This window comes from Mesorhizobium sp. M0983 (assembly GCF_040318975.1).
Classification (GTDB): domain Bacteria; phylum Pseudomonadota; class Alphaproteobacteria; order Rhizobiales; family Rhizobiaceae; genus Mesorhizobium.
In genome coordinates, this window is record NZ_JAMYNH010000002.1 from 428,690 (window position 1) to 454,737 (window position 26,048).

Sequence of the window (26,048 nt, forward strand, 5' to 3'; positions counted from 1 at the left end):
TTACTTGCGCTTCAACGCATCGGCCAAAGCGGCGCCGAACGCGCCCTGCTGCGCCGGCCGCTCCGGCTGGCGTTGGGGCGTGGGCGCGCGCGGCACCGGCCTGTTGCCATTGTCGCGCGGCTTCGGGGCGCCACCGTCGCCGTCCTTGCGCATCGACAGGCCGATGCGCTTGCGCTTGATATCGACGTCGACGACACGCACCTTGACCACGTCGCCGGCCTTGACCACCTCGTGCGCGTCCTTGATGAAACGGTCGGCCAGTTGCGAGACGTGCACCAATCCGTCCTGGTGCACGCCGATATCGACAAAGGCGCCGAAGGCCGCGACATTGGTGACGGTGCCTTCAAGCTGCATGCCGGGCTTCAGATCCTTGATGTCGTCGATGCCGTCGGCAAAGGTCGCGGTCTTGAAGCCGGGGCGCGGATCGCGGCCGGGCTTTTCCAGCTCCGACAGGATGTCGCGCACCGTCGGCAGGCCGAAGCGCTCGTCGACGAAGACGCGCGGATCGAGTGCCTTGAGTGCGGCGCTGTCGCCCATCAGCGAGCGGAGGTCGCGCCCGCAGGCGGCGACGATCTTTTTCGCCACGCCATAGGCCTCCGGATGCACGGCTGAGGCATCGAGCGGTTCGCTACCGTTGGGAATGCGCAGGAAGCCGGCGCATTGCTCGAACGCGCGGGGTCCGAGCCGCGCCACCTTCAACAGTTCGCGGCGGCTGGCGAACGGGCCGGAGGCATCGCGATGCGCAACGATCGCTTCGGCCAGCGATGTGCCGAGACCCGAAACCCGCGCCAGAAGCGGCGCCGACGCCGTGTTGAGATCGACGCCGACGGCGTTGACCGCATCCTCGACCACCGCTTCCAGCGAGCGGCCGAGCCGGTACTGGTCGACATCGTGCTGATACTGGCCGACGCCTATCGACTTCGGCTCGATCTTGACCAGTTCGGCGAGCGGATCCTGCAGGCGCCGCGCGATCGACACCGCCCCGCGCAGCGACACGTCGAGGCCGGGAAATTCCGCCGCCGCCGTTGCCGACGCCGAATAGACCGAGGCGCCGGCCTCGCTGACGATCACCTTGAGCGGCTTCGGCCCGGACCCGGCCGGCATATCAGCCAGCATGTCGGCCACCAGCCTTTCGGTCTCGCGGCTGCCAGTGCCGTTGCCGATCGAAATCAGCTCGACCTTGTGCAGCCGGATGAGCTTGGCCAGTTCGGCCTGCGTGCCGCGGACATCGTTCTTCGGCGGGAACGGATAGACCGTCGTCGTCGCCAGAACCTTGCCGGTGCCGTCCACCACCGCCACTTTGACCCCGGTGCGGATGCCCGGATCGAGGCCCATCGTCGGCCGTGAGCCGGCGGGCGCGGCAAGCAGCAAATCCTTGAGATTGCGGGCGAAGACATGGATTGCTTCCTCCTCGGCCCGCTCGCGCAAGTCCCGCATCAGATCGAGCGTCAGGTGCAGCGACAGCTTTATGCGCCAGGTCCAGCCGGCGACCTCCATCAGCCACCGGTCGCCTGGCAACTGGCGGCCGATGGCGTAGGCGTCGGCGATCATCCGCTCGACCGGTTTCACCGGCGAGGCATCGTCGGCATCGACCTCGATGTCGAGCGACAGCACCTCCTCGTTGCGGCCACGCAGCATGGCCAGCGCGCGATGGCTCGGCACGTTGGCCCAGCGCTCGACATGGTCGAAATAGTCGGAGAATTTCGCGCCGGCCTCCTGCTTGCCGTCGATGACGCGCGAGCGCAGGAAGGCGCGTTCCTTCATGTAGGCACGCAGCTTGCCGACCAGGTCGGCGTTCTCGGCGAACTGTTCGGACAGGATATCGCGTGCACCTTCGAGCGCTGCCTTGGTATCGACCACGTCTTCGCTGATGTAGGCCAGCGCCAGCTCGGCCGGCACGGCCGCACGATCGGCCAGGATAGTTTCCGCCAGCGGTCCCAGTCCGCGCTCGCGTGCGATCTCGGCCTTGGTCCGGCGCTTCGGCTTGTAAGGCAGGTAGATGTCTTCGAGCTCGGCCTTTGTGATGGCCGCAGCGATCTTTGCCTCAAGCTCTTCCGTTAGCTTGCCCTGCTCGCGGATCGAACCAACGATGGTGTCGCGGCGCGCGTCGAGCTCGCGCAGATAGGCGAGCCGCTCGGCGAGGTCGCGCAACTGCGTGTCGTCGAGGCCGCCGGTGACCTCCTTGCGGTAGCGGGCAACGAACGGCACGGTCGCACCGTCGTCGAGCAAGCCGATCGCCGCCGCGGCCTGTTCGGGCCGGGCGCCGATCTCGGCGGCTATGATGGTTGCGATGCGCTTGATGTCGGATGCCATGTCGATCCTGCTGTTTGTCGAAAAGAGACGCGACCATAGGCGCAGAGCACCGATGCGCCAACCGCGCCATTTTCAACCCGGCGAGAGGTCCACAGGAAAGGCGCGGCTGTCTGGATCGGATCAGACCATCCGGCTCAGCGCCTCGAAGAAAGAAAGAATATCCAGATCGAGCGGATCGTCGACCGGTACCGGCTGCGACGACATCTTTGCGATTACCATTTCGGCCTTCGGACTGACGTACAGCCACTGGCCGTGGATGCCGATGCCGCAGAAGGCGCCGCTTGCCGCGCCCGTCTGGTACCATTTGTTGCGATAGCGGCCACGCGGAAACAGGAACGCCATCGTGCCGCGTTGCCAAGCCTCGGCGTCACCGCCAGTTTCGGTCGTGTCGCGCACCCAGCTCTCCGGCACGATACGGCAGCCATTGGCCATGCCGCCTTGCCGCATCATCTCGCCGACCCGGGCGAGGTCGCGCGGCGTCACCGAAATGCCGCCGGCCGTACGCGCCGTGCCTTCCATGTCCACGGTTACCGAAGCTTCGCTGACAGCGCCGAGCGGCGCCCATAATTTCTCGCGCATCAGATCGGCGAAGCGCCGGCCCGACGCACGTTCGAGCAGGATGCCGAGCAGGTCGGAATTGGGCGAACGGTAGCGGAACGTCCGGCCATGCGGCTCGGCCAGGCCCTGCAGCGTCATGAGGAAAGTGGCCAGGCTCTCGGTGCCCCCGCCTGGATTCCACAGCATGGCGCGGCGATAGCGGGCGAAGGCGCTTTCCGGATCGAGATAGGCCTCTTCGAAGTCGAGGCTGACACCCATGTCGAGCACGTGCCGCACCCTCGCATCGCCATAGGCCGAGCCGGCAGCTTCGGGCAGATAGCGGCTTACCGGAGCCTGCGGATCGAAAATCCCCTCGCCTGCCAATATCCCGGCAACAATCGCGGTCAGCGACTTGCTGATCGAAAAGACGATGTGGCGCGCCCCGAACTCCATATGCGGTGCGAACCAGTCGCCGACGAATTTGCCGCCTTTCATGATCGTCAGCGCGTCGGTATCGGAGCGCTTGAGAAAAGCTGCGACAGTCTCCGCGCCGCCTGCAAGAGCGACCTTTTCACCAAGTAGCTCGCCGAAATCCTGCGCCGGCGCCTCGCTGCTGCCCGGCTTTGCCGCCACGGCAGCGCTCGGCACCAGCTCGCCGGCATTCTGGAACGACCACCGGCTGAACGGGCTTTCTCGCCAATTGCCGAGCAGCACCTGGTTTCGGGCAAAGCCATATCTCGTTTCGAACGCGGTCTTGCCGGTCATGGCGCTTCCTTCGGTCTTGGCGTTCTAGGCGAGCGCCGCGGCGATCGCGTGCACGGCTTTCAAAGTCGCCACCGAATAGGCGACGTTGGTAAAATCCGGATAGCTCGAAAGCTTCACCACGACCATTTTCATGTTCCAGTCGATATGGATCAGCTGCCCGAACACGCCCCGGCACATCAGTGCCCGCGAGCGCGGGTCCTCGATCCAGAACTGGTTGCGGTAGCTGCCTTCCGGCAGGCTGGGACTGAAGTCCGGTCCATGCCTGCCATTGCGCGTCGCCTCGATCCAGTCGGCCGGCACGACGCCGCCGCCATTGTCGAGGATCAGCTGGCCGAAGCGGCCATAGTCGCGCAGCGTGGCGTTGAAGCCCCCGTCGGCAACTGCATAACCGGCGCTGTCAACGGTGAAGCAGGCACTTTCATCCGCGCCGAGCTTTTGCCAGAGCTCTTCCGAGACCAGCTGCGCCAGGCGCTTGCCGCTCACCCGTTCCATGATGAAGGCAAGCACGTCGGTCTCGATCGAGCGGTATTCGAAGGCAGCGTCGTGCGGTCGGCTCTTTTCCTTAAGCCCCAGGATCAGCTCGAACATGTGCGACGGCCAGCGGAAGGCCGGATCGCTGTCCGGCGGCACCGGCTTCCAGCCGGTGGCGACATCGACCTGGCCGATGTCCGAATAGGGATCGGTGTATTCCTCGGAAAAGCTCACCCCGCTCGTCATGTCGAGCGCATGCTGCACACTGGCGCCTGCCCAGCCGGTCGCCTCCAGCTCCGGCAGATAGGTCGTCACCGGCAAAGCCGGATCGATCAGCCCGCCTCCGACCAGTATGCCGAACACCGATGCGGTGACCGACTTCGCCATCGACTGCGACAGATGCAGCGTGCGCTCGGTCATGCCGTTGAAGTAGCGCTCATAGGCGACCTTGCCGTCCTTGAGCACGAGGAACCCGTCGGTGTAGGTCTCGTCGAGCAGCCCGGGCAGCGTCGTCGCCTTACCCGTGCTGTCGCTCACCGGCAGCGCATCGAAATCGACCTCGGCCCGGTCCAGCCTGTGGCGATGGCCGTTGCCGCGCCAGACTTCGACGGTCGGCAGAATTTCGCGGATATGCTGGAACGCCCATCGGTTCCATGGCGGCCGGTCCCAGTCGAGCTTCGGCGGAACCATCTGCGGCGGCGAACCCTGCATGATCGGCGGCGCCGGTTCGCTGTTGCGGTAAGATTTCATCCAACCCCCTTGCGCAAGGAAGGGAGGCCGAAGCCTCCCTTCAGTCTGATCCTAGAGCAAGGCTACTTGCGCAAATTGGTCCAGATCTTGTTGTAGATCTCGACCACTTCCGGTGGGCAAGGCGGTACGAATTCCGCCGCCGGTGCATCGGCCGGCGGATTGATTTCCGGCGCGCTGGCGAAATCGGGCGGCAGGAACTTGTGACTGCCGGCAATGCCGTTGTCGTAGCCGGCGAATTCCGAAATCAGCGCCGCGTTTTCCGGAGCCATGACGAAATCCTGGAACAGCTTGGCGTTTTCGAGATTCTTGGCGCCCTTCAACACGGCGACATTGTCCATCCAGCCTTCGATGCCTTCCTTGGGATAGGCATATTTGATCGCCGGGATTTTCTGGCGCGCACGATAGGTTGCGCCATTCCAAGCCTCGGTAACGATCACGTCGCCGGAGGTGATCTTGGTGATGGTGTCGTAGCTGAAGGTCTTCCATGACGGCTTGGCGGCCATCAGTATGTCGTTGACCTTCTTCAGATTGGCCTTGTCGGCGCCGCAGCGCGGCACGCCGGCATAGCGCTCGGCCGCATGCATCACAGTGTTGACATCGTCGAGCATGTTGATCTGGCCCTTCAACTCGTCTGGCGGATCGAACAGGATCGCCAGCGTGTCGATGTCGCCCTTGTATTTGTCGGTGTTGACTTCGAACGCAGTGGTGCCGAATTGCCACGGGACGGTGTAGTGACGGCCATTGTCCCAGTAGATGTCGACGAAGCGCGGGTCGAGGTTCTTGCCGTTCGGCATCGCATTGGGCTCGGTCTTTTCGAGCAGGCCCTCATCGATCATGATCTTCACGGTGTAGTCGGAAGGGACGACGATGTCATAGCCGGAATTGCCGGCGCGTACCTTCGACAGCATCGTCTCATTCGAATCGTAGTCGTCCAGCGTCACTTTGACGTTGTACTGTTTTTCGAATTTTTCGATCAGCTTCGGGTTGGTGTAGTCACCCCAATTGTAGATGTGCAGCTCACCGTCGGCGAGCGCAGGCACCGCCCATAAAAGCGCCGCCGTCGACACGGCAGCCATCATTTTCCTAGACATCACACTCTCCTTTGCCTTCGCATTGATTCACTGGCCTATAATTTACTTGGCGCGTCGGCGCGCGATCAGGAACGAGATTGAGACGAACAGGATCGAAACCAGCAGCAGGATGGTGGAGATGGCATTTATCTCCGGCGTCATTGGCCGCCTGATCTGGTTCCAGATGTAGAGGGGCAGCGTCGTCTGCCCGGGGCCGGCGACCAGCTGCGTGATGGTGAAATCGTCGAAGGAGACGATAAAGGCGAGCGCCCCACCTGACAGGATGCCGGGAACCAGCAATGGCAGCGTTATGCGCCTGAAAGCATGCCACGGCGTGGCATAGAGGTCGGCCGCCGCAGCTTCGAGCGTCAGGTCCATGTCCTCGAGCCGCGCCCGGATCGGCATATAGGCGAATGGAATGCAAAAAACGGTGTGGGCGAGGATCAGATTTCCGATGCCGAAATTGAGCCCGAAAGTGCCCGCGATCAGCGCAAAGAAAGAGAGCGTCGCCACCGCTGTGATGATTTCCGGAACCATCAGCGGCAGGTTGATGACCATGAAGGCGGCCGACAGCCCGCGCCACGGCTTCACCCGGGTCATGCCGATTGCCGCCAGCGTCGCGGCGATCGTCGAAACGATCGTGGCGGTGACAGAGATGATCAGCGTGTTCTTGGCGGCGTTGTGGAATTCCTGGTTGAACAGCGCACTGCCATACCAGCCGAACCCGATGCCCTCCCAACGCGTCACCAGAGACCCTGTATTCAGCGAAAAGATCATCAGGATCAGGATCGGCGCGTAGAGCACGCAGAGGCAGATGATGGCGATCGAGCGGAACCCCGGCTGGTCCTTGATATCGGCACTGCGGGGGTCAGCCATGCGCCATCTTCCCCGACGTGTTGCGGACATAGAAGTAGAGCGCCACCAGCACCGCGGCCATCAGGATCAGCGCCTGCGCGCAACCGAGCGGCCAATTGCGCCCGGAACCGAACTGCTGGGCGATGAGATCGCCGATCATCAGATGGATGCCGCCGCCCAGGATCAGCGGCGTCACATAAGCGCCGAGGGCCGGAATGAAGACCAGCAGGCAGCCGGCGATGATGCCGGGCCGCGACAGCGGGATGATCACGCGCCACAGCACCTGCCGACGTGTCGCGTAGAGGTCGTAGGCGGCCTCGACCAGCCGGAAATCCAGCTTCTCCAGGCTGGAATAGAGCGGCAGCACCATGAACGGCAGGAACGAATAGAGCAGGCCGAGCTGGATGGCGAAGTTGGTGTAGAGCATGGTGATCGGCTTCTCGATCACCCCCAGTGCCATCAGCGCGTTGTTGATGAGGCCTTCGTCGCGGATGATGAACATGATGGCGAGCGTGCGCACCAGAAGGTTCGACCAGAATGGGATGGTCATCAGCAGCACCCACCAGTTGCGCTGCGCCGGCGGTCGCGTCGCCATGAAATAGGCGGTCGGAAAGCCGAGCAGCAGGCAGATGATCGTCGTCACCACGGCAAACAGAAACGAGCGCAAATAGATGATCAGGAAATCCGGCGTGAACTGCAGCGTGTCGTCGAAAATATCGCGCTGGAACAGGAAGTTCAGATAGGCGTCTGTCGAGAACTTCCACTGCACCCCGCCATAGGGTGCTGCGGCGAGAAATGAATAGATGAGGATGATGAGAAGCGGCAGCACGCCGAAGATGCCGATGATTACCAAAGCCGGTAGCGAAAGCAGGCGGTGGCGCCTTGCAGTGGCTTTCTCCGCCTCCGCTTCGAATACCGCCGCCTTGGAAAACGTGACTGCCATCAATCCCTCAAAATGCGCGCGCCATCGTCCTCGAACACGACACCGACCTTGGCGCCCGGCTCGAATGAGACGGCGCCCGAGCGGCTGTTCTGGTGGCGCACGATGAAATCGTCGCCGCCGTCGAGCTTCACGTGATAGTGGGTGTCGGTGCCGAAATAGACGACATTTGCCAGGGTTCCCGAGACCATGCCCTTGGCGGCATCGGCGACGAGATCGGCGTGTTCCGGCCGCACCACAACAGTCACCGCGCCGGAAGGGTCGAAGTTTTCCGGAAATCCCGCCGCCACCGTCGCTTCGGAGGCGATCTTCACCATCGCGATACCGGATTTCTTCGACACGACAGTGCCCTTGAGGAAATTGGTTTCGCCAATGAAGTCGGCAACGAAGCGCTCGGCCGGCCGGTCGTAAATATCGCGCGGCGTGCCGACCTGCAGGATCTTGCCGGCCGACATCACGGCGATGCGGTCCGACATGGTCAGCGCTTCTTCCTGGTCGTGGGTGACGAAGATGAAGGTGATGCCGGTCTGGTGCTGCAGCCGTTTCAGTTCGATCTGCATTTCCTTGCGCAGCTTGTAGTCGAGTGCCGACAACGGCTCGTCGAGCAACAGCACTTTTGGCTGCGGTGCCAGCGCGCGCGCCAGTGCCACGCGCTGCTGCTGGCCGCCGGAGATCTGGCTGGTGCGGCGGGCACTCAGCGCCTCCATCTTGACCAGCTTCAGCATCTCGGCGACGCGCGCCTTGATTTCGGTCTTCGGCTTGCCCAGCATCTCCAGGCCGAAGCCGATATTCTCGGCCACGGTCATGTGCGGGAACAGCGCGTAGGACTGGAACACGGTGTTGACTGGCCGCTTGAACGGCGGTAGCGGCGCGATGTCGTGCCCGTGCAGCAGGATTTCGCCTTCGCTGGGAAAATCGAAGCCGGCGATCAGCCGCAGCAGCGTCGTCTTTCCGCAGCCCGACGGCCCCAGCAGCGTGAAGAACTCGTTCTCGCGGATCGACACCGAAACCGTGTCGAGAGCGGCGACTTGGGCGTCCCCGGTACCGAACACCTTGCGGACGCCGCGGACCTCGATTGCACTCTTACCCGGTTGATCCGGCACGCATTACCCCATTTTCATGTCCGCTCTTGATGGCGGATCCAGTTCCCATTCGATTGTCAGCATATGCCGGTCGGCTTGGCAACCATGCATCTGGACCTCGGTTCAGAATGCAAGCTCCGTGCCATCGTCAGCGTCATCATCAACCCTGGTAAGTGATCTTGCCGCCGCAGATGGTGCTGACCGGATGCACCTTGTGTAGCAAACCCGGTTCAGTTGCCTCGATATCGGCCGACAGCACCACCAGATCGGCCAGATAGCCTGGTTTCAGCCGGCCTTTGCGGTGCTCCATGAATTCGGCATAGGCACCTTCGACCGTATAACCGGCAAGCGCCTCGATCAGCGAGAAGCTCTGGTCTGGATCGCCCTCTGCCCAAGGCTTGCGCAGCACCGCCGCCTGAATGCCCAGGATCGGGTCGACCCGCGACACCGGCCAGTCGGAAGCGAAGACGACATGCGCGCCCGCCTGTTTCAGTGTCCGCCAGGCATAGCTCAGCGGCCATCTTTCGCGGCCGATGCGCGAAAGCGTCGGCTCCAGCGGGAAGTCCATGGCGCCGGGCGGGTGCGGCGGCTGCATCGAGGCGATGACGCCGAGTTCGGCGAAGCGCGGCACGTCGGCGGCAGTGGTGACCTCGATGTGCTCGACCCGGTGCCGGCTGTCGCGCCTGCCGTTCTTCCGCTGCGCCGCCTCGTAACCGTCGAGAACCGCGCGCACCGCGCCGCCGCCGATCGAATGCACGGCGATCTGCAGGCCGCGCCGGTCGGCCTCCAGCGCCACCTCGGCGAAATGCTCGGGCGTAAACAGCGGCTCACCGCGCCAGCCCGGCCGGTCGGCATAGTCGTCGACCATGACCGCGGTCCAGCCTTCCAGCACGCCGTCGTAAAACATCTTGACCATGCCGGACGACAGCCATTCCGATTGGTAGGAGTTGGCCATGCTCGATGCCTTTTCCAGCACGTCGAGCGTCATGAAATTCTTGAAATGAAAAGGTATCTTGGTGCGGCAGAGCAGCCGCCCTTCCTGTTCCAGCCCGGCTAGCAGCTGGAGCTGGTAAAAATTGCCGTCCATGTTCTGGATCGAGGTGATGCCGTGGCGGGCGCACCATTCCAACCCGCGATGCATCAGGTCGCGATCGGCAGCGACTTCGGCGGCGGAAGGGTACGGCTCGGGCTCGCCGCCTGTCGCAAGGCCGAGCCGCACGCGGTTCTGCCCGGAAAGCTCGAGGATCGGCCCGAACGCCTCGCCCTCGCGCAATTCGCCCGCCGCCAGGCCATCCGCTCCCATGACGATCTCGTTGCCGGGACCGAGTTGCTTGCCGTGCAGGATGCCAGCCAGTTCCAGCGCCTTTGTGTTGGCCCACATCGTGTGGTGATCGGAAGCCGACATCGCGAACGGCCGGTCGGCGATGATGCGATCGAGGTGATGGCGGGTGACCGGCTCTTCCTTGGAAAGGATAGTGTAGTCGACGCCGGCCCCCAGCAGCAATTTGGCGTTCGGCCGTGCCGCCGCGTAGGCGCGGATCGCGTCGCTCAGCGCATCGAAGCCATGCACGCCCTGAAGGTGCAGATTGTCGAGTTCGGCCGCGCCGCCGAAAAGATGCATATGCGCTTCGATAAAGCCCGGCACCACCGACCCGCCTTGCGCATCGATGACCTTCGTGGCCGGCCCTTTCAGCGCCTCGATCGTCCGGCGATCGCCAACCGCCAGGATGTTGCCGTCCTTTATCGCCACCGCTTCGGCCGTCGGATTGCCTTCATCCATGGTCAGCACGCGGGCATTGGTGACGATCAGGTCGGCATTTGAACTCATGATTTCCCACGGTTTGGTTGCGCTGCCGGCAGGCTAGACGACCGGCTGCCGTGCCAGCAAGCCATGGCTGGTTGGCCCAGCGCCTTGTGAAGGGCCATGCAGGACGGTTAGGGTCGCCGCGTCTCACCACGGAAAGATTTCATGAAGACTGTTTTTTCGCCTCTCCATGCCGGCCATTCCGGCAATGTCGAACTGATCGCCGGCGCCATCGTGCCGGCTTTTGAAAAGCCCTCGCGCGCCGAGTTCATCAGGGCGCGGGTGGAGAGCGAAAAGCTCGGTCCGATCCTGTCACCGGAAAGTCACGACCTCGCCGCCGCCAAGAAGGTTCATGCCAGCGACTACATCGATTTCCTGCCGACCGTGTGGCCGCTCTGGGAAGCGTCGGGCCGCACCGGTTCGGCCATTCCCTTCACCTGGCCGACGCGCGGCCTGCGCGGCGACGTGCGCCCGAAAGGCATCGATGCGTTGCTCGGCTTCTACTCCTTCGACGGCGGCGCGACTTTTGTCAAAGGCACATGGGACGCTATCAAGTCGTCCTATGATGTCGCGCTGACAGCCGCCGCGCTGGTCAAGGCCGGTGAGCCTTCCGCCTTCGCGCTGTGCCGCCCGCCGGGGCACCATGCAGGGGCGGCCTTCATGGGCGGCTATTGCTTCATCAACAACGCCGCCGTCGTCGCGCAAAGGTTTCGCGACCATGGCGCCGGGCGCGTTTCGATCCTCGACATCGACTATCACCACGGCAACGGCACCCAGGAGATATTCTATCGCCGCGGCGACGTGCAGGTGCTGAACCTGCATGGCGATCCGATGACCGAATATCCGTTCTTTCTCGGCCATGCCGACGAACGCGGCGAGGGCGACGGCGAAGGCTTCAACGACAATTATCCGATGCCCTTCGGCACCGGCTGGGACGTGTGGAACGCCTCACTCGAGGAGGCCTGCACGAGGCTTTCGGCTTATGCTCCTGACGTCGTCGTGGTTTCACTCGGCGTCGACACTTTCGAGAAGGACCCGATCAGCCAGTTCAAGCTGAAAACGGAAAACTATCCCAGAATCGGCCGCCGCATCGCCAGGCTCGGCCTGCCGACGCTGTTCGTCATGGAAGGCGGCTACGCCGTCGAGGAGATCGGCGTCAACGCCGTCGGCGTGCTGACCGGCTTCGAGGACCGCTAGAAGTGCCGCCGGTGCCTGCAATCATGTAGCGGCGCTCGGCGTGGCAAGCGGTGCGGCCTGCCCGCGCGAGCGGCCAAGATAATAGACCGCCGCCGCCGCGATGACGCCGGCGGCCAGGATGCCTGCCGCCAGCACCGGCCGGTACCAGAACCAGGCGATCGCCATCGTCGTCGTGCCGACCAGGATCGCCAGGAAAAAGGCAATGATGCCGGTGCCCATCCGCGCCACGCTGCCGAGCAAAGGAATAATGTCGAGGACGACGCCAATCGGGCTGAGCAGCAGGGCAAAGCCGATGGCCAACAGCAGCAGGCCGGCGGCGCGCAGCAGCCAGGTGATAAGCGTGTTCTGGCTGACCGCGTCGGCGAACATCTTTTCCGCCGGCACATTGCCGATGTCGACCATCAGCAACTGGTCGCCGGCCTTTGTCTGGTAGGGTTCGAGCCCGCCCGCTGCCTGGCGCGCGACGACGCTGACCAGGCCGAGCGGCGCCAGCTCGTAGCCAATGCGATAGTCGCCCAGCGCCGGCGACGTGGTGTTGAAGCCGAGATAGATCTTTCCGTCGACGATGTTGACCCGCTTGGTGCCGGTGTAGGCGGCATCGATGGTAGCCGACTGGTCCGGTGACAGTGAAAACTCCTTGTCGCCGCCGATCAGGTCCAGCACCGGCCGGTCGAGCGTGAAGGCACCGAGCTTGCCGTCCGGGATCTGGAACCTCGTGCTGTGGATCTCCATCGGCGGATTCTCATGGCCGTCCGGCTTCTTGAACTCCGACGAGTTGATCTGGCTGTCGTCCCACACTTTCGAATAGCTGTAGGTCGTCACCGTCTCCTCGCCGCCACCAAGCTTATTCGTCGTCTCGGATTTCTGTTCTTCTTTCCACTGGTACATCTCGGCGCTGCGCGACAGCCGCAATCCTTGCGCCGAAATGCCAAAGTCCGGATCGGCAAGGCCGCTCCTCGCCGTCACCGCCCCGGTGACATGGACAAGCTTGCCGTCATTGCCAGCATCGATGCTATCGGCGCCAACCGAGATCACCGCGCCCGACCCCTCGGCCAGCGAACGCGCCGTCTGCACGGCGCGACCCTCGTTCCAGAACAGGCCGATCACCATCAGCACGATCAAGAGCAAGCCGAAAACGATCCCGCCGACCGCGCGCTTGATCCGCCCGAACCACGAGACGGACGTTATTTCCTGAATTGAATCGCCCATTGTTTCCCCCAATTCCCCAAAGCCAGTTTCACGAATCCGCGCTCTGTCGCGCAGTGGCATGCAACCGGCGTTACCCCAAACCGAGACAGACGCCCCATCCGTCCCGACAGCAGGAGCCTATCGCAATCGACGAACTGCCGATACGGCACACTTGCAGTTGGATCCGACCGCCGCAAAGCACACGGGCGCTTCGAAAATGTACCCTCGGAGCGCCTCGACCGATGGAATTCGTTTCAGTCAAATCGCGTTTGATGTCGGATTCGTCTACGGTTAGATTGTAGCCGAATCAGCCGTTCCTCGGGGGGCGCGGCGACCACCAAAACCTCATGTTCCGGAACCATTCCGGAGCCGGATTCGCGCTCCCTGCAACAGGTGCGATTTTGTGCGCGGCGTCGCGTGGTGGTGTCCCTGGTGAAGTGATGCGTATTCGGCAGCTGGCGATGCCAGCATCTGGATCAAATCTCGCAACTCGATCTGTTGAGTTTCCTGACCTGACAACGCCGACGGAGCGGTAGAGCAGCAACGATGTATCAATTCCCCCGAGCCGAAATGCAGACCGCTGCCGGGGCCAGGCATCGGCAGCTTCTTAGCCGTTCGATCCACATGCTGTTGGCGGCGATGGCGGCTGGCCGCGATTCGCTGGAAGCGGCCGAGGCCCTGCATTTCACCAGTCGCGTCTGGACCGCCTTCGTCGAAGATCTCCGCTCTGGCGACAGCGCCCTGCCCACGGAGCTGCGCGCCAATCTCATCTCGATCGGTTTGTGGCTGCTGCGCGAAACCGAAGACATCCGCCAGGGCCGCACCGACAATTTCGAAGGCTTGATCGAAGTGGCGGCGATCGTCAGGGACGGCATGCAGTGAGCCCGCTATGGCGCGCGCGGACGGGCTCCGCGCTCGCTATCTTGTTGTTGGACCATGATCTTTCTCGAGAATGCGTTCGCCCTTTGCGCTGTGATGTTCTATTTTTTGAATCCATGGCTTGAGGGGCCGATTCATCGCAAGAACAAACGCATTTGAGCCCGGGAAAGCATCGATGAACGACGACACACCGGAAAGCGAAAGCGCCTCGGCGCTGGCGCCGTTCCGGCACGGCATCTTCCGGGCGGTGTGGTCCGCCAGCCTCGTCTCCAATTTCGGCGGCCTCATCCAGGGCGTCGGTGCCGCCTGGATGATGACTACGATCGCTACCTCGTCCTACCAGGTCGCATTGGTCCAGGCCTCGACCACTTTGCCGATCATGCTCTTCGCGCTGCTGGCCGGCGCCATCGCCGACAGTTTCAACCGGCGCAAAATCATGCTGATCGCGCAGATCTTCATGCTCGCCGTCTCGGCTCTTCTCACCGTCTTCACCTATCTCGACCTGATGACGCCGTGGACGCTGCTCGCCTTCACCTTCCTGATCGACAGTGGCACCGCGCTCAACAGCCCGTCCTGGCAGGCTTCGGTCGGCGACATGGTGCCTCGTCCCAAGGTGCCGGCGGCGATCGCGCTCAACTCGATGGGCTTCAACCTGACGCGCAGCGTCGGCCCGGCGATCGGCGGCATCATCGTTGCCGCCGCAGGCGCCGCCGCGGCCTTTGCCGTCAACACGCTGAGCTATGTCGGCCTCATCGTCGTGCTGGCCCGCTGGAGGCCGGAACTGCCGGCATCGACCTTGCCGCGCGAGACGCTGGGCGCCGCGATGGGCGCTGGCCTGCGCTACGTCGCGATGTCGCCCAATATCGGCAAGGTGCTGGTCAGGAGCTCGGCCTTCGGCTTCAGCGCCGGCGCGGTCCTGGCACTGCTTCCCCTGGTCGCGCGCGACGTCGTCAAGGGCGACGCCTTGAGCTACGGCATCATGCTCGGCGCCTTCGGCATCGGCGCCGTCGGCGGCGCGCTGACCAGCGTCAGGCTGCGGCAGCTGCTGTCCAGCGAAACCATGGTGCGCATGGCATTCGCCGGTTTCGCGCTCTGCGCCTTCAATGCCGCCGTCAGCGAGAATGCCTGGCAGACGTCACTCGGCTTGCTGGTCGGCGGCGCCTGCTGGGTGACAGCGCTTTCGCACTTCAATGTCACCGTGCAGATGTCGACGCCGCGCTGGGTGGTCGGCCGCGTGCTTTCGGTCTACCAGACCGCAACCTTCGGCGGTATCGCGCTCGGCAGCTGGGTCTGGGGCGTGGTTGCCGACGCCCATGGCGCCGAAGTCGCCCTGATGGCGGCCAGCGTCGCGATGCTGGCGGGAGGCGCCATCGGCCTGCTGCTGCCGCTGCCGCAGCAGGCCGTGCTCAACCTCGATCCGCTTAACCGCTTCCAGGAGCCGCATCTGGCGCTTGATCTCAAGCCGCGCAGTGGTCCCATCGCCATCATGATCGAATACGTGATCCGCAACGAGGACGTGCCGGAATTCCTCGCCACCATGGCCGAACGGGGCCGCATCCGCCGGCGTGACGGCGCCCGCAACTGGACATTGGCGCGCGATCTCGAAAATCCCTCGATATGGATCGAGCACTACCACACGCCAACCTGGGTCGAATATATCCGCCACAACAGGCGCGCCACCTACGCCGACGCGGTCATCGGCGAGCGTATAAGGGCCCTGCACAGCGGCAACGAGCCACCCCGCGTCCGCCGCATGATCGAGCGGCCGACGACAGCCGGCACGGCGCTGGTGATGCCGAAGGGACCGATCGAGCATTAGTGGTTGGCGGCGCGTCCAGTTGGACGAGCAAATGAAAATTGCGGCGCCTGGCCCAATCCGCGAATGTACGAATGGGATGGCCATTGTGGAGAGACGGTTTATATCAGTTGATGTGATTATGACCACTAAGGGGAGACGATGCGTTACATACGTCCGCTTTCAATTGAAGACGCCGCCGGCCTGTTGGCCGGCTCAGCCGGCACGGCCGCCATCCTTGCCGGAGGCAGCGACCTCTTGGTGAGAATGAAAGGCGGCTTTATCGAACCCGACTTGATCGTCGACATCAAGGCGATCGATGGGCTTGGCGAGATCAGGGAAACAGCCGAGGGCTTCAGCATCGGCGCGGCGGTCCCGTGCGCCATGCTGGGCGAGAGCAAGGCCCTGAAGAACGCATGGCCCGGCGTCGTCGAAGCGGCCAAGCTGATCGGCTCGAAGCAGGTGCAGGGACGCTGCACCATCGTCGGCAATCTGTGCAACGCCTCGCCGGCCGCCGACAGCGTGCCGGCGCTGGTAGCCGCTGGCGCCAAGGCGGTGGTCGTCGGCCCGGGAGCCAGGCGCACGATTGCCGTGGAAGCGGTACCGACTGGGCCGGGCAAGACGTCGCTGACCAAGGGCGAGATCATCGAGGCAATCCTGCTCGACAAACGTCTGCCGCGTTCGGGCGATGCCTATCTGCGTTTCATTCCGCGCACGGAGATGGACATCGCCGTGGTAAGCGCCGGCGTGAACCTGATGCTCGATGAGCAAGGTCGCGTCAAATTCGCCCGCCTGGCGCTGGGCGCCGTGGCGCCGACGGTGATTCTGGTCGAGGAGGCCGCCGAGGTTCTCATCGGCTCCAAGCTGGACGAAGCCACGCTGGAAAGGCTCGCCAAGGTCTGCTCGGGGGCCTGTCGTCCGATCGACGACAAGCGAGGCACTATCGAATTCAGACGGAAAGTTGCGGGTGTGCTGGCCAAGCGGGCCGCCACGACCGCCTATGCACGTGCAGGAGGCAAATAATGGCTGGTGTGGCAGTATCAACGACAATCAATGGCGACAATGTCGAGTACCTTTGCCAGCCGGACGAGACGCTGCTCGATGTCCTGCGCGATCGCCTGGGGCTGACGGGCGCCAAGGAAGGCTGCGGCACCGGCGACTGCGGCGCCTGCAGCATCATTCTCGACGACCGGCTGGTGTGCTCGTGCCTGGTGCTCGGCGCGGAGGCTGAAGGCCGGCGCATCGAAACCATCGAGGGCATGGCGCATGGCGACAAGCTGCATCCGCTGCAGCAGAAATTCCTGGAACACGCCGCACTTCAATGCGGCATCTGCACGCCGGGCTTCCTCATGGCGGCCAAGGACCTGTTGGCCAAGAACCCCGATCCGACCGAGGAGGAGATCCGCTTCGGCCTCGCCGGGAACCTCTGCCGCTGCACCGGCTATGACAAGATCGTGCGTGCCGTTCAGGACGCCGCGAGCGTGATGAAGGGAGCATGACGATGAATTTCGATCCACGTTACTCCGGACGCAATTTCACCTCTGTCGGCACGCGCCCCATCCGTCCCGACGGCGTCGACAAGGTGACGGGCCGCGCACGCTATGGCGCCGACTTCAACATGGCCGGGCAACTAGTCGGGCGCGTTCTCAGAAGCCCCCATGCGCATGCCACGATCAGGAAGATCGACACGTCGAAGGCGGAGAAGCTCGCCGGCGTCAAGGCGGTGATCACCGCGGCCGACCTGCCCGACCTCACCGACGGCGATGCCGCCATGTACGACATCCTCGACAACTGCATGGCGCGCAAGAAAGCGCTCTACGACGGCCATGCTGTGGCCGCGGTCGCTGCGGTCGATGCCCGCACGGCGAGGCAGGCACTGAAGCTGATCGAGGTCGACTACGAGGTGCTGCCGCATGTCACCGACGTCGACGAGGCGATGAAGCACTCCTCACCCGTGCTCAACGACGCCATCTTCACCGAGGGCCTTGAGCAAAAGCCCGTCAAGCCTTCCAACGTCACCAAGCGCACCCAGTACGGCCATGGCGACATCCATGAAGGTTTCGGCCACGCCGATTTCGTCGTCGAACGCTCCTTCAAGACCGAGCAGACGCACCAGGGTTATATCGAGCCGCATGCCTGCGTGGCCAATGTCAGCTCCGACGGCACCGCCGATCTTTGGGTCTGCACGCAAGGGCATTTCGTCTATCGCCAGCACTGCGCCCAGTTGCTTGGCATGGAGGCCTCGAAGCTGCGCGTCACCTCGTCGGAGATCGGCGGTGGTTTCGGCGGCAAGACCCATGTCTGGGCCGAGCCGGTGGCGCTGGCGCTGTCGCGCAAAGCCGGCCGGCCGGTCAAGCTGGTCATGACGCGCGACGAGGTGTTCCGCGCCTCCGGCCCGACTAGCGCCACCTCGATCGACGTCAGGATCGGCGCCCGTAAGGACGGCACGATCACGGCGGCCGAGGCCACGCTGCGCTATTCCTGCGGCCCCTATGCCGGCATGTGGGCTGAGATCGGCGCCATGACCGCCTTTGCCTGCTACAAGCTCGAGAACGTCAGGACGGTCGGCTACGAAGTGCTGGTCAACCGGCCCAAGACGGCGGCCTATCGCGCGCCGTCGGCACCGATGGCGGCGTTTGCGGTGGAAAGCGCGGTCGACGAGCTGGCCAAGGAGATCGGCATGGACCCGGTCGAGTTCCGGATCAGGAACGCGGCGCAGGAAGGCACCAGATCGTCCTACGGCCCGGTATACGGCCCGATCGGCATCGGCCCAACGCTGGAGGCGGCGAAGAGCCATCCGCACATGAAGGCGCCGCTCGGCAAGAACCAGGGCCGCGGCATGGCCTGCGGCTTCTGGTTCAACTTCGGTGGCCAGACCTGCACCGACCTCAACATCGGCATGGACGGTTCGGTCTCGCTTGCCGTCGGAACCGTTGACGTGGGTGGCTCGCGCGCCTCGCTTTCGCTGGTGGCGGCAGAGGAGCTCGGTATCCCCTATGAGCAGGTCAAGGCGGTGGTCGCCGATACCTCCAGCCTCGGCTACAACGATATGACGGACGGCAGCCGCGGCACCTTCTCGTCTTCGATGGCGACGATCTCCGCCGCTCGCAACGCCATCAAGATCCTGCGGGATCGCGCCGCGCAGACGTGGGACATCCCGGTCGACGACGTGGTCTGGGAAAAGGGCCACGCGATCGCTAGGGGCGAGAAGTACGGCAACCTTGCTGCGCTGTCGCTGAAGGAGATCGCGGCCGCTTCCGGAAAGACGGGCGGACCGATCGCCGGCCACAGCGAGCTCGTCGCCGACGGCGCCGGCGTCTCCTTCGCCACCCATATCTGCGATATCGAGGTGGATCCGGAGACCGGCTTCACCAGGGTGCTGCGCTACACCGTCGTTCAGGACGCCGGCAAGGCGGTGCATCCGACCTACGTCGAGGGGCAGTACCAGGGGGGTGCCGCGCAAGGCATCGGCTGGGCGCTCAACGAAGAGTACATCTACGGCAAGGACGGGCGGCTGCAGAACCCTGGCTTCCTGGACTACCGCATCCCGGTCTGCTCGGACCTGCCGATGATCGACACACAGATCCTCGAGATCCCCAACCCTAACCATCCCTACGGGGTGCGCGGCGTCGGCGAGACCTCGATCGTGCCGCCGCTGGCGGCGATCGCCAATGCAGTCTCGAACGCGGTCGGCGTGCGCATGGCGCATATACCGATGTCGCCGCCGCGCATCCTGGCGGCGATCGAGGCGGAACGGGAAGGCTGATGGTTGAAGTAACGCTCTGGGGATCGCTCGGCGCGATCGCCGGAGGCAAGAACAAGGTCAAGATCGAGGCGAAGGATATTCGGGAGCTGTTCAGGAAGCTGGCTGAGCAGTATCCCGGCCTCGAGCCCTACATCGATCGCGGCATCGCCGTCGCTATCGACGGTACGATCTATCGCGACACCTGGTCGAAGGAGCTGCCGGAAGGGGCGGAGATATTCCTGCTGCCGCGTCTTGCCGGGGGATAACTGGACAACCGTGTCCCTACCATCGACGACCAAGACTTGGCCTAGGCTCGAGAAAAACCTTGGCTATCCACGAGAATTCTTGGCCAGTTCAGCCGGCGAGTTTGGCTCCTTTTCGATGACTGCTTCTGTGTCAATCACAGACATAGAGGCGAGCGAGCTACACGTCTGCTTTGAGGCGAAAGCAGCCGCCCGCAGCGTAGAAGTCAAATGGCTTGGATCAGAACCTACCATTTACCAATGTCAGCTTCATGATTCATAGGCACAGTCTTGGGAGTCAGATGCGATGGCGGAGCGCCTCAATGATCACCGCCATCGCAGGCGAGAGCTGTCGCCTGCTCGGGTAGTAGAGGTGATAGCCCGCAAATGGCGGACTCCAGTCGTCAAGCACGAGCCTAAGGCATCCCTTGGCGATGTGGTGGCTGACGAGGTTTTCCGGGACATAGGCGATCCCGAAACCGCTTATCGCAGCCTCGATCATGGGAATGGACGAATTGAAGGTGAGCTGGCCTTCCACGCGCACACGAAGGTCGCGGCCATCCCTGGCGAATTCCCAGGCATATAATCCGCCGAACGTCGCCTGCCGCATATTAATGCAGTCATGATCGACCAGATCCTGCGGTGCGGTCGGAACCGGATGGCGGGAAAAGTACTCCGGCGAAGCCACGGCCACGAGCCTCCAATCCGGCCCGATGCGCACTGCGATCATATCCCTGTCGATGCTCTCACCAAGCCGCACGCCTGCGTCGAAGCGCTCCTCCACAATGTTCTTCATGCCGTTGTCGCTGTAGAGTTCGACGCACACGTCAGGATAGTCGCTGAGCAAGGGCTGCAGCTTCGGCCAGACGGTCGTCTGGAGCGCATGGTCGGAAAGCGTGATACGGACCATTCCGGAGGGCTTGTCGCGAAAGGCCACCAGGCTTGCGAGGTCCGCTTCGATTTCCTCGAAGCGGGGAACAAGAGATTGGAAAAGTCGCTCGCCGGCCTCGGTCGGTGCGACGCTCCGCGTCGTACGTGTCAGCAGGCGGACGCCGAGACGAGCTTCAAGCTCCTTGATTGTCGAACTCAGGGTCGACTGCGAGGTTCCGAGCTTGGCCGCCGCCTTGGTGAAGCTCCGTTCCCGCGCGACCGCCACGAACCATAGCAGATCCTTCATGCCATCGCGCTGCATAGGGTACCTCCCGTCGGATATTTATATCATGAGCAGATAAGTCCATGCGAATTACTTAGTCTAATAGAATGGGTTCCTCTGCAATATCTTCTGGCATCGCGACGGCGTTGGCGGCTGATCCGCCCGGTCGCCCTGCAAGGATGCCAATTATGGAAACGACGTACGACACAAGGCTTGTCGGTGACCGCGCCGCATGGGGCGCGGTTTTGGCGATGGCGCTGTGTGTTTTCGTGCTCATCGCGTCGGAATTCATGCCGGTCAGCCTGCTGTCGCCGCTAGCGGCCGATCTCGGCATCACCGAGGGCCGCGCGGGACAGGCGATCTCGATTTCGGGCGTTTTCGCCGTCGTGACCAGCCTGCTGGTCGCCGGCCTCACGCGCCATATCGACCGCCGACTGGTCGTGACCGGCTTCACCCTCCTCCTCATCGTGTCCGGTTTGGCTGTCACCTTCGCGCCGAACTACGCGTTCCTCATGGTCGGCCGGGCGCTGCTCGGCATCGCGATCGGCGGGTTCTGGTCGATGTCGACCGCGATCGTCATGCGCCTCGTGCCGCAAGACATGGTTCCGAAGGGTCTCGCCATGCTGAACGCCGGCAATGCCATTGCGGCCACCATCGCCGCGCCGCTGGGCAGTTTTCTTGGCGCCTATGTCGGCTGGCGCGGCGCTTTCTTCCTCGTCGTGCCGTTTGGGCTTCTGGCGCTGGCCTGGCAGTGGACAAGCCTGCCGGCGCTGCCCCCGCGCCGGGGGAAGCGTTCAGGCAATCCACTGGCGCTCCTCGGCCGTCTTCCCGTCGCCATCGGCATGGCGTCGATCATGATGCTGTTCATGGGCCAGTTCGCGCTCTTCACCTATCTGCGGCCGTTCCTCGAGGGCGTCACCCGGCTCGACATCGCTGCTCTCTCGGCGATCCTGCTGGCGATGGGGCTGGCGGGGGTGCTCGGCACATGGTGCGTCGGCCGGCTTTTGTCCACGCGTCTGTTCAGCATCCTCATCGTCATCCCGCTGGTCATGGCGGCCTTGGCCGCTGCGCTCATCGCCCTTGGTGCCCTCCCCGTTCCCACAGCGCTGCTGCTCGTTGCCTGGGGCTTCTTCGGCACGGCCGCGCCCGTTGGCTGGGGCACGTGGCTCAGCCGGACGTTGCCGAACGACGCAGAGGCCGGCGGCGGGCTGCAGGTGGCAGTCATCCAGCTCGCCATCACCGGCGGCGCCGCGATCGGCGGCACGCTCTTCGATACGGTCGGCTGGTGGGGAGCGTTCACTCTAGGTGCAGTGCTGCTCTGCGGATCGGCGCTCGCCGCCCTTGCCGCATCGCATATGGCCCGGAGATCTTTGCCATGATCATCGAGCGTGCGCCGCTTAACCGCCGGACATTGCTCGGCGCCGCGCTCGCGGTGGCGGCCCTGCCTCGAGCAGCCGCCAGCCAAGAAGGCGAAGCCCCAGTCAGCCATGAGTCAACCAACATGAAGATCAGGATGATTTTCAACGGCCGCATCATGACCGCCACGCTCTACGACAATCCGTCGGCGCGCGATTTCTTTTCCATGCTGCCGCTCGATCTCAAGATCGAGGACTACGCGCATAACGAGAAGATCGCCTATCTGCCGCGCAAGCTGACAGAGAAGGGAAGTGGTCCGTTCGCCAACGAGCAGCCCTACGACCTCTGCTATTTCACGTCCTGGGGTAACCTGGCCATGTTCTACGCCGACTATCGCCATCCCGGGCTGATCAGGCTCGGCCGCTTCGACGAGGGCGAGCAGGCCCTGCACATTCGCGGCGAGTTCCCGCTTCGCATCGAACGCACTTGAGGACACAAAGGAGATCACCATGGACATTCTTCGCGCTGGCACGAGGCCTTCCGGCAAGGGACCACCTGACTGGTTCACCGGAACGGTGCGGATCGATCCGCTCTTCAATCCCTTCGATGCCGGGCGGGTTCAAGGCGCACAGGTGACCTTCGAGCCCGGCGCCCGCACCGCTTGGCACACGCATCCGCTCGGCCAGACGCTGATCGTCGTCTCGGGCCTGGGCCGCGTGCAGCGCGAGGCTGGCCCGGTCGAGGAAATCCGTGCCGGCGACGTCGTCTGGTTCGCGCCCGGCGAAAAGCACTGGCACGGCGCGTCGGCTCAGATTGCCATGATCCACATTGCTCTCCAGGAGGTCAAGGACGGCAAGGTCGTGGACTGGCTGGAACATGTCAGCGACGCCGACTACCGCGCTTGATCTTCTCCACTCGAAAGGAACCAAAATGCTCGCAACCGTTCTTCACAAACCGGGCGACATCCGCTGCGAGGAGATCGCTGATCCGAAAATCATGCGGCCGACGGACGCCATCATCAAGCTCTCGGCAAGCTGCATCTGCGGCTCGGATCTGTGGCCCTATCGCGGGCTGCAGCGGGTCGACGGCCCGATGCATATGGGCCACGAATATTGTGGCATCGTCGTCGAGGTCGGCGCAGAGGTGCGCACGGTGCGCCCCGGCCAGTTCGTCGTCGGCTCGTTCTGCCTCTCCGACAATACCTGCCCGCATTGCCGCTTCGGCTTCCAGTCGTCCTGTGTGCAGCGCGAGTTCATGTCGGGCGCGCAGGCGCCTTACGCCCGCGTTGGCGGATGGCACACTGGTCGCCACCGCCGAGGTGCCGCCGGCCGAACTCATCCCTGACCTGCTGGCTGTGTCCGATGTGCTCGGCACCGGCTGGTATGCGGCCGACGCAGCCGAGGTCCGAGAAGGATCGACGGTGGTGGTGGTCGGCGACGGTGCGGTCGGCCTGATGGGCGTGCTTGCGGCCAAGGAGATGGGCGCCGAGCGCATCATCGCCATGAGCCGGCACGCCAGCCGCCAAAAACTCGCCCGCGAGTTCGGCGCGACCGACATCGTCGCCGAGCGCGGCGAGGAAGGTGTGGCCCGGATCAAAGAGCTCACCAAGGACGTCGGCGCGGACTCGGTGCTGGAATGCGTCGGCACGGCGGAATCCTTCGACCAGGCGCTGGCCTGCTCTCGCCCCGGCGGCACCATCGGCTATGTCGGCGTGCCGCACGGCGTGAACTTCGACGGCCAAAAACTGTTCTTCGGCCAGAAGCGCATGCTGGGCGGCCCGGCGCCGGTGCGCCGCTTCCTGCCCGACCTTATGGGCCGTGTGCTGCAAGGTCGGATCAAGCCCGGCAAGGTCTTCGACCTCAAGCTGCCGTTGGCCGAGGTCGCTGAAGGCTACCGCGCCATGGACGAGCGGCGCGCCATCAAGGTCATGCTTTCGGTGTGAGCGAAGATTGGGCGGACGGCCTGTCCGCACCCACAAATCAGAAAAGGAACAACGACATATGACGATGAGATTGAAGATTGCCGCCCTTGCGCTTTCGGTCGCCACGCCGGCTTTCTCGCAAGAGTCGCCGATCATCGGCGCATGGCGCATGAGGTCGCTCGAGGCCGGTGCCGAGGGAAGCCTCAAGCCCGTGCCATATTCCGGCCAGGTCATCTTCACCGAGGCCGGCACCCTGTCGGTGCAGGCGCAGAACCCCGACGCCAAGGCACCGGACACGCCTTACACAGAGAATGGCTACGAAGCCTATTACGGGCCGGTCGCTATCGACGACCAGGACAAGACCTTCGTCATCACGATCGAGTCCTCCCTGGTCCGCAACCTTGTCGGGAAGAGCATGAAACGCAAATTCGAAGTCTCGGACAACAAACTGGTCCTGACGCCGGACAATCCGGCCGAAGGCTGGCGCGTGACCTACGAACGTTACTGATCGGAACAGCCCGACTGTCAAAGTTTTATCGGTGGCCACAATGGCGCGGACTTCAGACCGAAATGGCGCGATAGCGGAACTGGTGCCAATCATGGCGGCTGTCTTCGCCGGCTTCCTCCTGATCGGCTTGGCGCTACCCGTCCTGCCGCTGCATCTTCACCAGCAGCTCGGCTTCGGCCCCTTCGCGGTCGGGCTGGTCACTGGCAGCCAGTTCGTCGCCTCGATGCTGTCGCGCATTGGGGCTGGAAACTATGCCGATGGGCGCGGCGGCAAGAGGGCCGTCGTCGTCGGCCTCATTGCCGCTGCCGTGGCGGGGCTATTTTACCTCGGCTCACTGACATTGCTCGACCGGCCGGTGGCGTCCGCATCGGCGCTGTTCGCCGGCCGGGCGGTACTGGGCGCGTCTGAGAGCTTCATCATCACCGGTGGCGTCGCCTGGGGCCTCTCCCTTGCGGGCGGACAGAACTCCGGAAAGGTCATAGCCTGGGTGGGCACGGCGATGTTCGCAGCACTCGCGCTAGGCGCGCCGATCGGATCTGCGCTTTATGCGGCGAGCGGCTTCACCGCGATCGCACTGGCGACGATCGTCCTGCCACTTGCAACGCTGCTTGCCATCCTGCCGATGCGCGGCGCCAGCGCCGCCGCGAGCAGCGTGCCGCAGTCATGGAGGAGCGTGGCGCAAGCGGTCTGGCTTCCCGGAGTGGGAGCAGCTTTCAGCAGTCTCGGCTATGGTGCGATTCTGGCCTTCGGCGCGCTGCTCTTTGCCGAGCGGGGCTGGCAGCCGGTCTGGCTTCCCTTCACGGCCTATGCCGCGTCGCTGATCGTGGCAAGGCTATGCTTCGGCCACCTGCCTGACAGGTTAGGGGGCGCACGGGTCGCCATGATCTTCGTGGCTGTCGAGGCTGCAGGGCTGATGCTGATCTGGCTTGCGCCCGGGCCCGTTCTAGCCGCCATCGGAGCGGGCCTGACTGGCCTTGGCTACTCGCTGGTCTATCCCGGCCTCGGTGCCGAGGCCGTGAGCCGTCTTCCGCCACGCAGCCGCGGCCTGGCCATGGGACTCTACACCGTCTTCCTCGACGTGGCGCTCGGCTTCGGCAGTCCGGCGCTCGGCTTGGTCGCCGCATCGGCCGGGCTGCAATTCGTCTTCTTCGCCGTCGCGATGGCGACGCTTCCGGCGTTGGGCATCGCTCTGCTGCTGGGTCGCCGTAACGCTCCACTATAGAGCCGGATAGTCTGGGCTCGAGATGTCGCGCAACTACGATCGCTCCCGCTTCGCGGGAAGCTGAGGCATCAGCCGAACCTGCTTTTGGTGGCGATAGAGGCCGATCAGGTCGTCGGATCGATCATGGCCGGGTATGACGGCCATCGAGGGTAGATATCGCGCATCGCTACCCTGCAGTCCCATCGCCAAAAAGGGATCGGCGAGGCCCTCCGGGTGAATCGCGCTGCGGGACACGGCCGAAGCCGGGCGAAGTCC

Annotated in this window: 22 protein-coding genes and 1 pseudogene; 13 read left to right on the forward strand and 10 right to left on the reverse strand. The window is 63.8% G+C overall.

The window, feature by feature from the left end; all coding sequences use genetic code 11:
- From NKH71_RS05715 to NKH71_RS05750, 8 genes are all read right to left on the reverse strand, one after another.
- Complete coding sequence (locus NKH71_RS05715) at positions 1-2,313, reverse strand: Tex family protein (RefSeq protein ID WP_352787858.1); 2,313 nt, start codon at positions 2,311-2,313, stop codon at positions 1-3.
- 120 nt (positions 2,314-2,433) lie between these two features.
- Positions 2,434-3,615: a serine hydrolase domain-containing protein gene (locus NKH71_RS05720; protein WP_352787860.1), complete on the reverse strand. Its 1,182-nt coding sequence runs from the start codon at positions 3,613-3,615 to the stop codon at positions 2,434-2,436.
- Between the two features lie 24 nt (positions 3,616-3,639).
- Positions 3,640-4,836, reverse strand: coding sequence for a serine hydrolase domain-containing protein (locus NKH71_RS05725; RefSeq protein ID WP_352894634.1), 1,197 nt, complete (start codon positions 4,834-4,836; stop codon positions 3,640-3,642).
- Positions 4,837-4,898: 62 nt separating this feature from the next.
- Positions 4,899-5,927: an extracellular solute-binding protein gene (locus tag NKH71_RS05730; protein WP_352590647.1), complete on the reverse strand. Its 1,029-nt coding sequence runs from the start codon at positions 5,925-5,927 to the stop codon at positions 4,899-4,901.
- Positions 5,928-5,969: 42 nt separating this feature from the next.
- The gene (locus NKH71_RS05735) at positions 5,970-6,782 is read right to left on the reverse strand and encodes an ABC transporter permease (RefSeq protein WP_352590644.1); all 813 of its coding nucleotides are present in this window, start codon (positions 6,780-6,782) and stop codon (positions 5,970-5,972) included.
- The gene (locus NKH71_RS05740) at positions 6,775-7,704 is read right to left on the reverse strand and encodes an ABC transporter permease (protein WP_352590641.1); all 930 of its coding nucleotides are present in this window, start codon (positions 7,702-7,704) and stop codon (positions 6,775-6,777) included. The genes NKH71_RS05735 and NKH71_RS05740 overlap by 8 nt, the downstream gene beginning before the upstream one ends.
- On the reverse strand, positions 7,704-8,804 hold the full coding sequence (locus tag NKH71_RS05745) for an ABC transporter ATP-binding protein (protein ID WP_352590638.1): 1,101 nt from the start codon (positions 8,802-8,804) through the stop codon (positions 7,704-7,706). Before NKH71_RS05745 ends, NKH71_RS05740 begins: the two co-directional genes overlap by 1 nt.
- Before the next feature lie 139 nt (positions 8,805-8,943).
- Positions 8,944-10,611: an amidohydrolase gene (locus NKH71_RS05750; RefSeq protein ID WP_352640215.1), complete on the reverse strand. Its 1,668-nt coding sequence runs from the start codon at positions 10,609-10,611 to the stop codon at positions 8,944-8,946.
- Positions 10,612-10,752: 141 nt separating this feature from the next.
- Between NKH71_RS05750 and NKH71_RS05755 the strand changes: the two genes are divergently transcribed.
- A complete protein-coding gene (locus tag NKH71_RS05755; RefSeq protein WP_352481981.1) occupies positions 10,753-11,784 on the forward strand; it encodes a histone deacetylase family protein in 1,032 nt (343 codons plus the stop codon).
- 21 nt (positions 11,785-11,805) lie between these two features.
- Here the strand turns inward: NKH71_RS05755 and NKH71_RS05760 are convergent, their stop codons facing one another.
- Entirely contained in the window at positions 11,806-12,993 is a 1,188-nt protein-coding gene (locus NKH71_RS05760) for a TMEM43 family protein (RefSeq protein WP_352787868.1), read from the reverse strand.
- 525 nt (positions 12,994-13,518) lie between these two features.
- On the opposite strand from NKH71_RS05760, the gene flaF reads away from it, so the two are divergent.
- From flaF to NKH71_RS05790, 6 genes are all read left to right on the forward strand, one after another.
- Positions 13,519-13,854, forward strand: coding sequence for a flagellar biosynthesis regulator FlaF (gene flaF, locus NKH71_RS05765; RefSeq protein WP_352481979.1), 336 nt, complete (start codon positions 13,519-13,521; stop codon positions 13,852-13,854).
- A 172-nt stretch (positions 13,855-14,026) separates the two neighbouring features.
- On the forward strand, positions 14,027-15,670 hold the full coding sequence (locus NKH71_RS05770; RefSeq protein ID WP_023720230.1) for an MFS transporter: 1,644 nt from the start codon (positions 14,027-14,029) through the stop codon (positions 15,668-15,670).
- Between the two features lie 138 nt (positions 15,671-15,808).
- Positions 15,809-16,669, forward strand: a complete 861-nt coding sequence (locus NKH71_RS05775) for an FAD binding domain-containing protein (protein ID WP_352787870.1) — start codon at positions 15,809-15,811, stop codon at positions 16,667-16,669.
- Positions 16,669-17,145, forward strand: coding sequence for a (2Fe-2S)-binding protein (locus NKH71_RS05780; protein ID WP_023720228.1), 477 nt, complete (start codon positions 16,669-16,671; stop codon positions 17,143-17,145). Before NKH71_RS05775 ends, NKH71_RS05780 begins: the two co-directional genes overlap by 1 nt.
- A 2-nt stretch (positions 17,146-17,147) precedes the next feature.
- Positions 17,148-19,412, forward strand: a complete 2,265-nt coding sequence (locus NKH71_RS05785) for a xanthine dehydrogenase family protein molybdopterin-binding subunit (RefSeq protein ID WP_352787871.1) — start codon at positions 17,148-17,150, stop codon at positions 19,410-19,412.
- On the forward strand, positions 19,412-19,657 hold the full coding sequence (locus NKH71_RS05790; protein WP_352787873.1) for a MoaD/ThiS family protein: 246 nt from the start codon (positions 19,412-19,414) through the stop codon (positions 19,655-19,657). Before NKH71_RS05785 ends, NKH71_RS05790 begins: the two co-directional genes overlap by 1 nt.
- A 274-nt stretch (positions 19,658-19,931) precedes the next feature.
- On the opposite strand, the gene NKH71_RS05795 is transcribed toward NKH71_RS05790, so the two are convergent.
- Positions 19,932-20,825, reverse strand: coding sequence for a LysR family transcriptional regulator (locus NKH71_RS05795; RefSeq protein WP_352790768.1), 894 nt, complete (start codon positions 20,823-20,825; stop codon positions 19,932-19,934).
- A gap of 149 nt (positions 20,826-20,974) precedes the next feature.
- Here NKH71_RS05795 and NKH71_RS05800 point away from each other — a divergent pair, with 149 nt between their 5' ends.
- From NKH71_RS05800 to NKH71_RS05825, 6 genes and pseudogenes are all read left to right on the forward strand, one after another.
- Positions 20,975-22,165, forward strand: coding sequence for an MFS transporter (locus NKH71_RS05800; RefSeq protein ID WP_352481976.1), 1,191 nt, complete (start codon positions 20,975-20,977; stop codon positions 22,163-22,165).
- Positions 22,162-22,632, forward strand: a complete 471-nt coding sequence (locus NKH71_RS05805) for a cyclophilin-like fold protein (RefSeq protein WP_023720225.1) — start codon at positions 22,162-22,164, stop codon at positions 22,630-22,632. The genes NKH71_RS05800 and NKH71_RS05805 overlap by 4 nt, the downstream gene beginning before the upstream one ends.
- A 19-nt stretch (positions 22,633-22,651) precedes the next feature.
- Positions 22,652-23,047, forward strand: a complete 396-nt coding sequence (locus NKH71_RS05810) for a (R)-mandelonitrile lyase (RefSeq protein WP_352894637.1) — start codon at positions 22,652-22,654, stop codon at positions 23,045-23,047.
- A 25-nt stretch (positions 23,048-23,072) separates the two neighbouring features.
- Positions 23,073-24,084, forward strand: a pseudogene (locus tag NKH71_RS05815) (zinc-dependent alcohol dehydrogenase family protein).
- A gap of 58 nt (positions 24,085-24,142) precedes the next feature.
- Positions 24,143-24,571, forward strand: a complete 429-nt coding sequence (locus NKH71_RS05820; RefSeq protein WP_352481972.1) for a lipocalin-like domain-containing protein — start codon at positions 24,143-24,145, stop codon at positions 24,569-24,571.
- A 40-nt stretch (positions 24,572-24,611) separates the two neighbouring features.
- Positions 24,612-25,793: an arabinose transporter gene (locus tag NKH71_RS05825; RefSeq protein ID WP_031194356.1), complete on the forward strand. Its 1,182-nt coding sequence runs from the start codon at positions 24,612-24,614 to the stop codon at positions 25,791-25,793.
- Positions 25,794-26,048 lie beyond the last annotated feature (255 nt).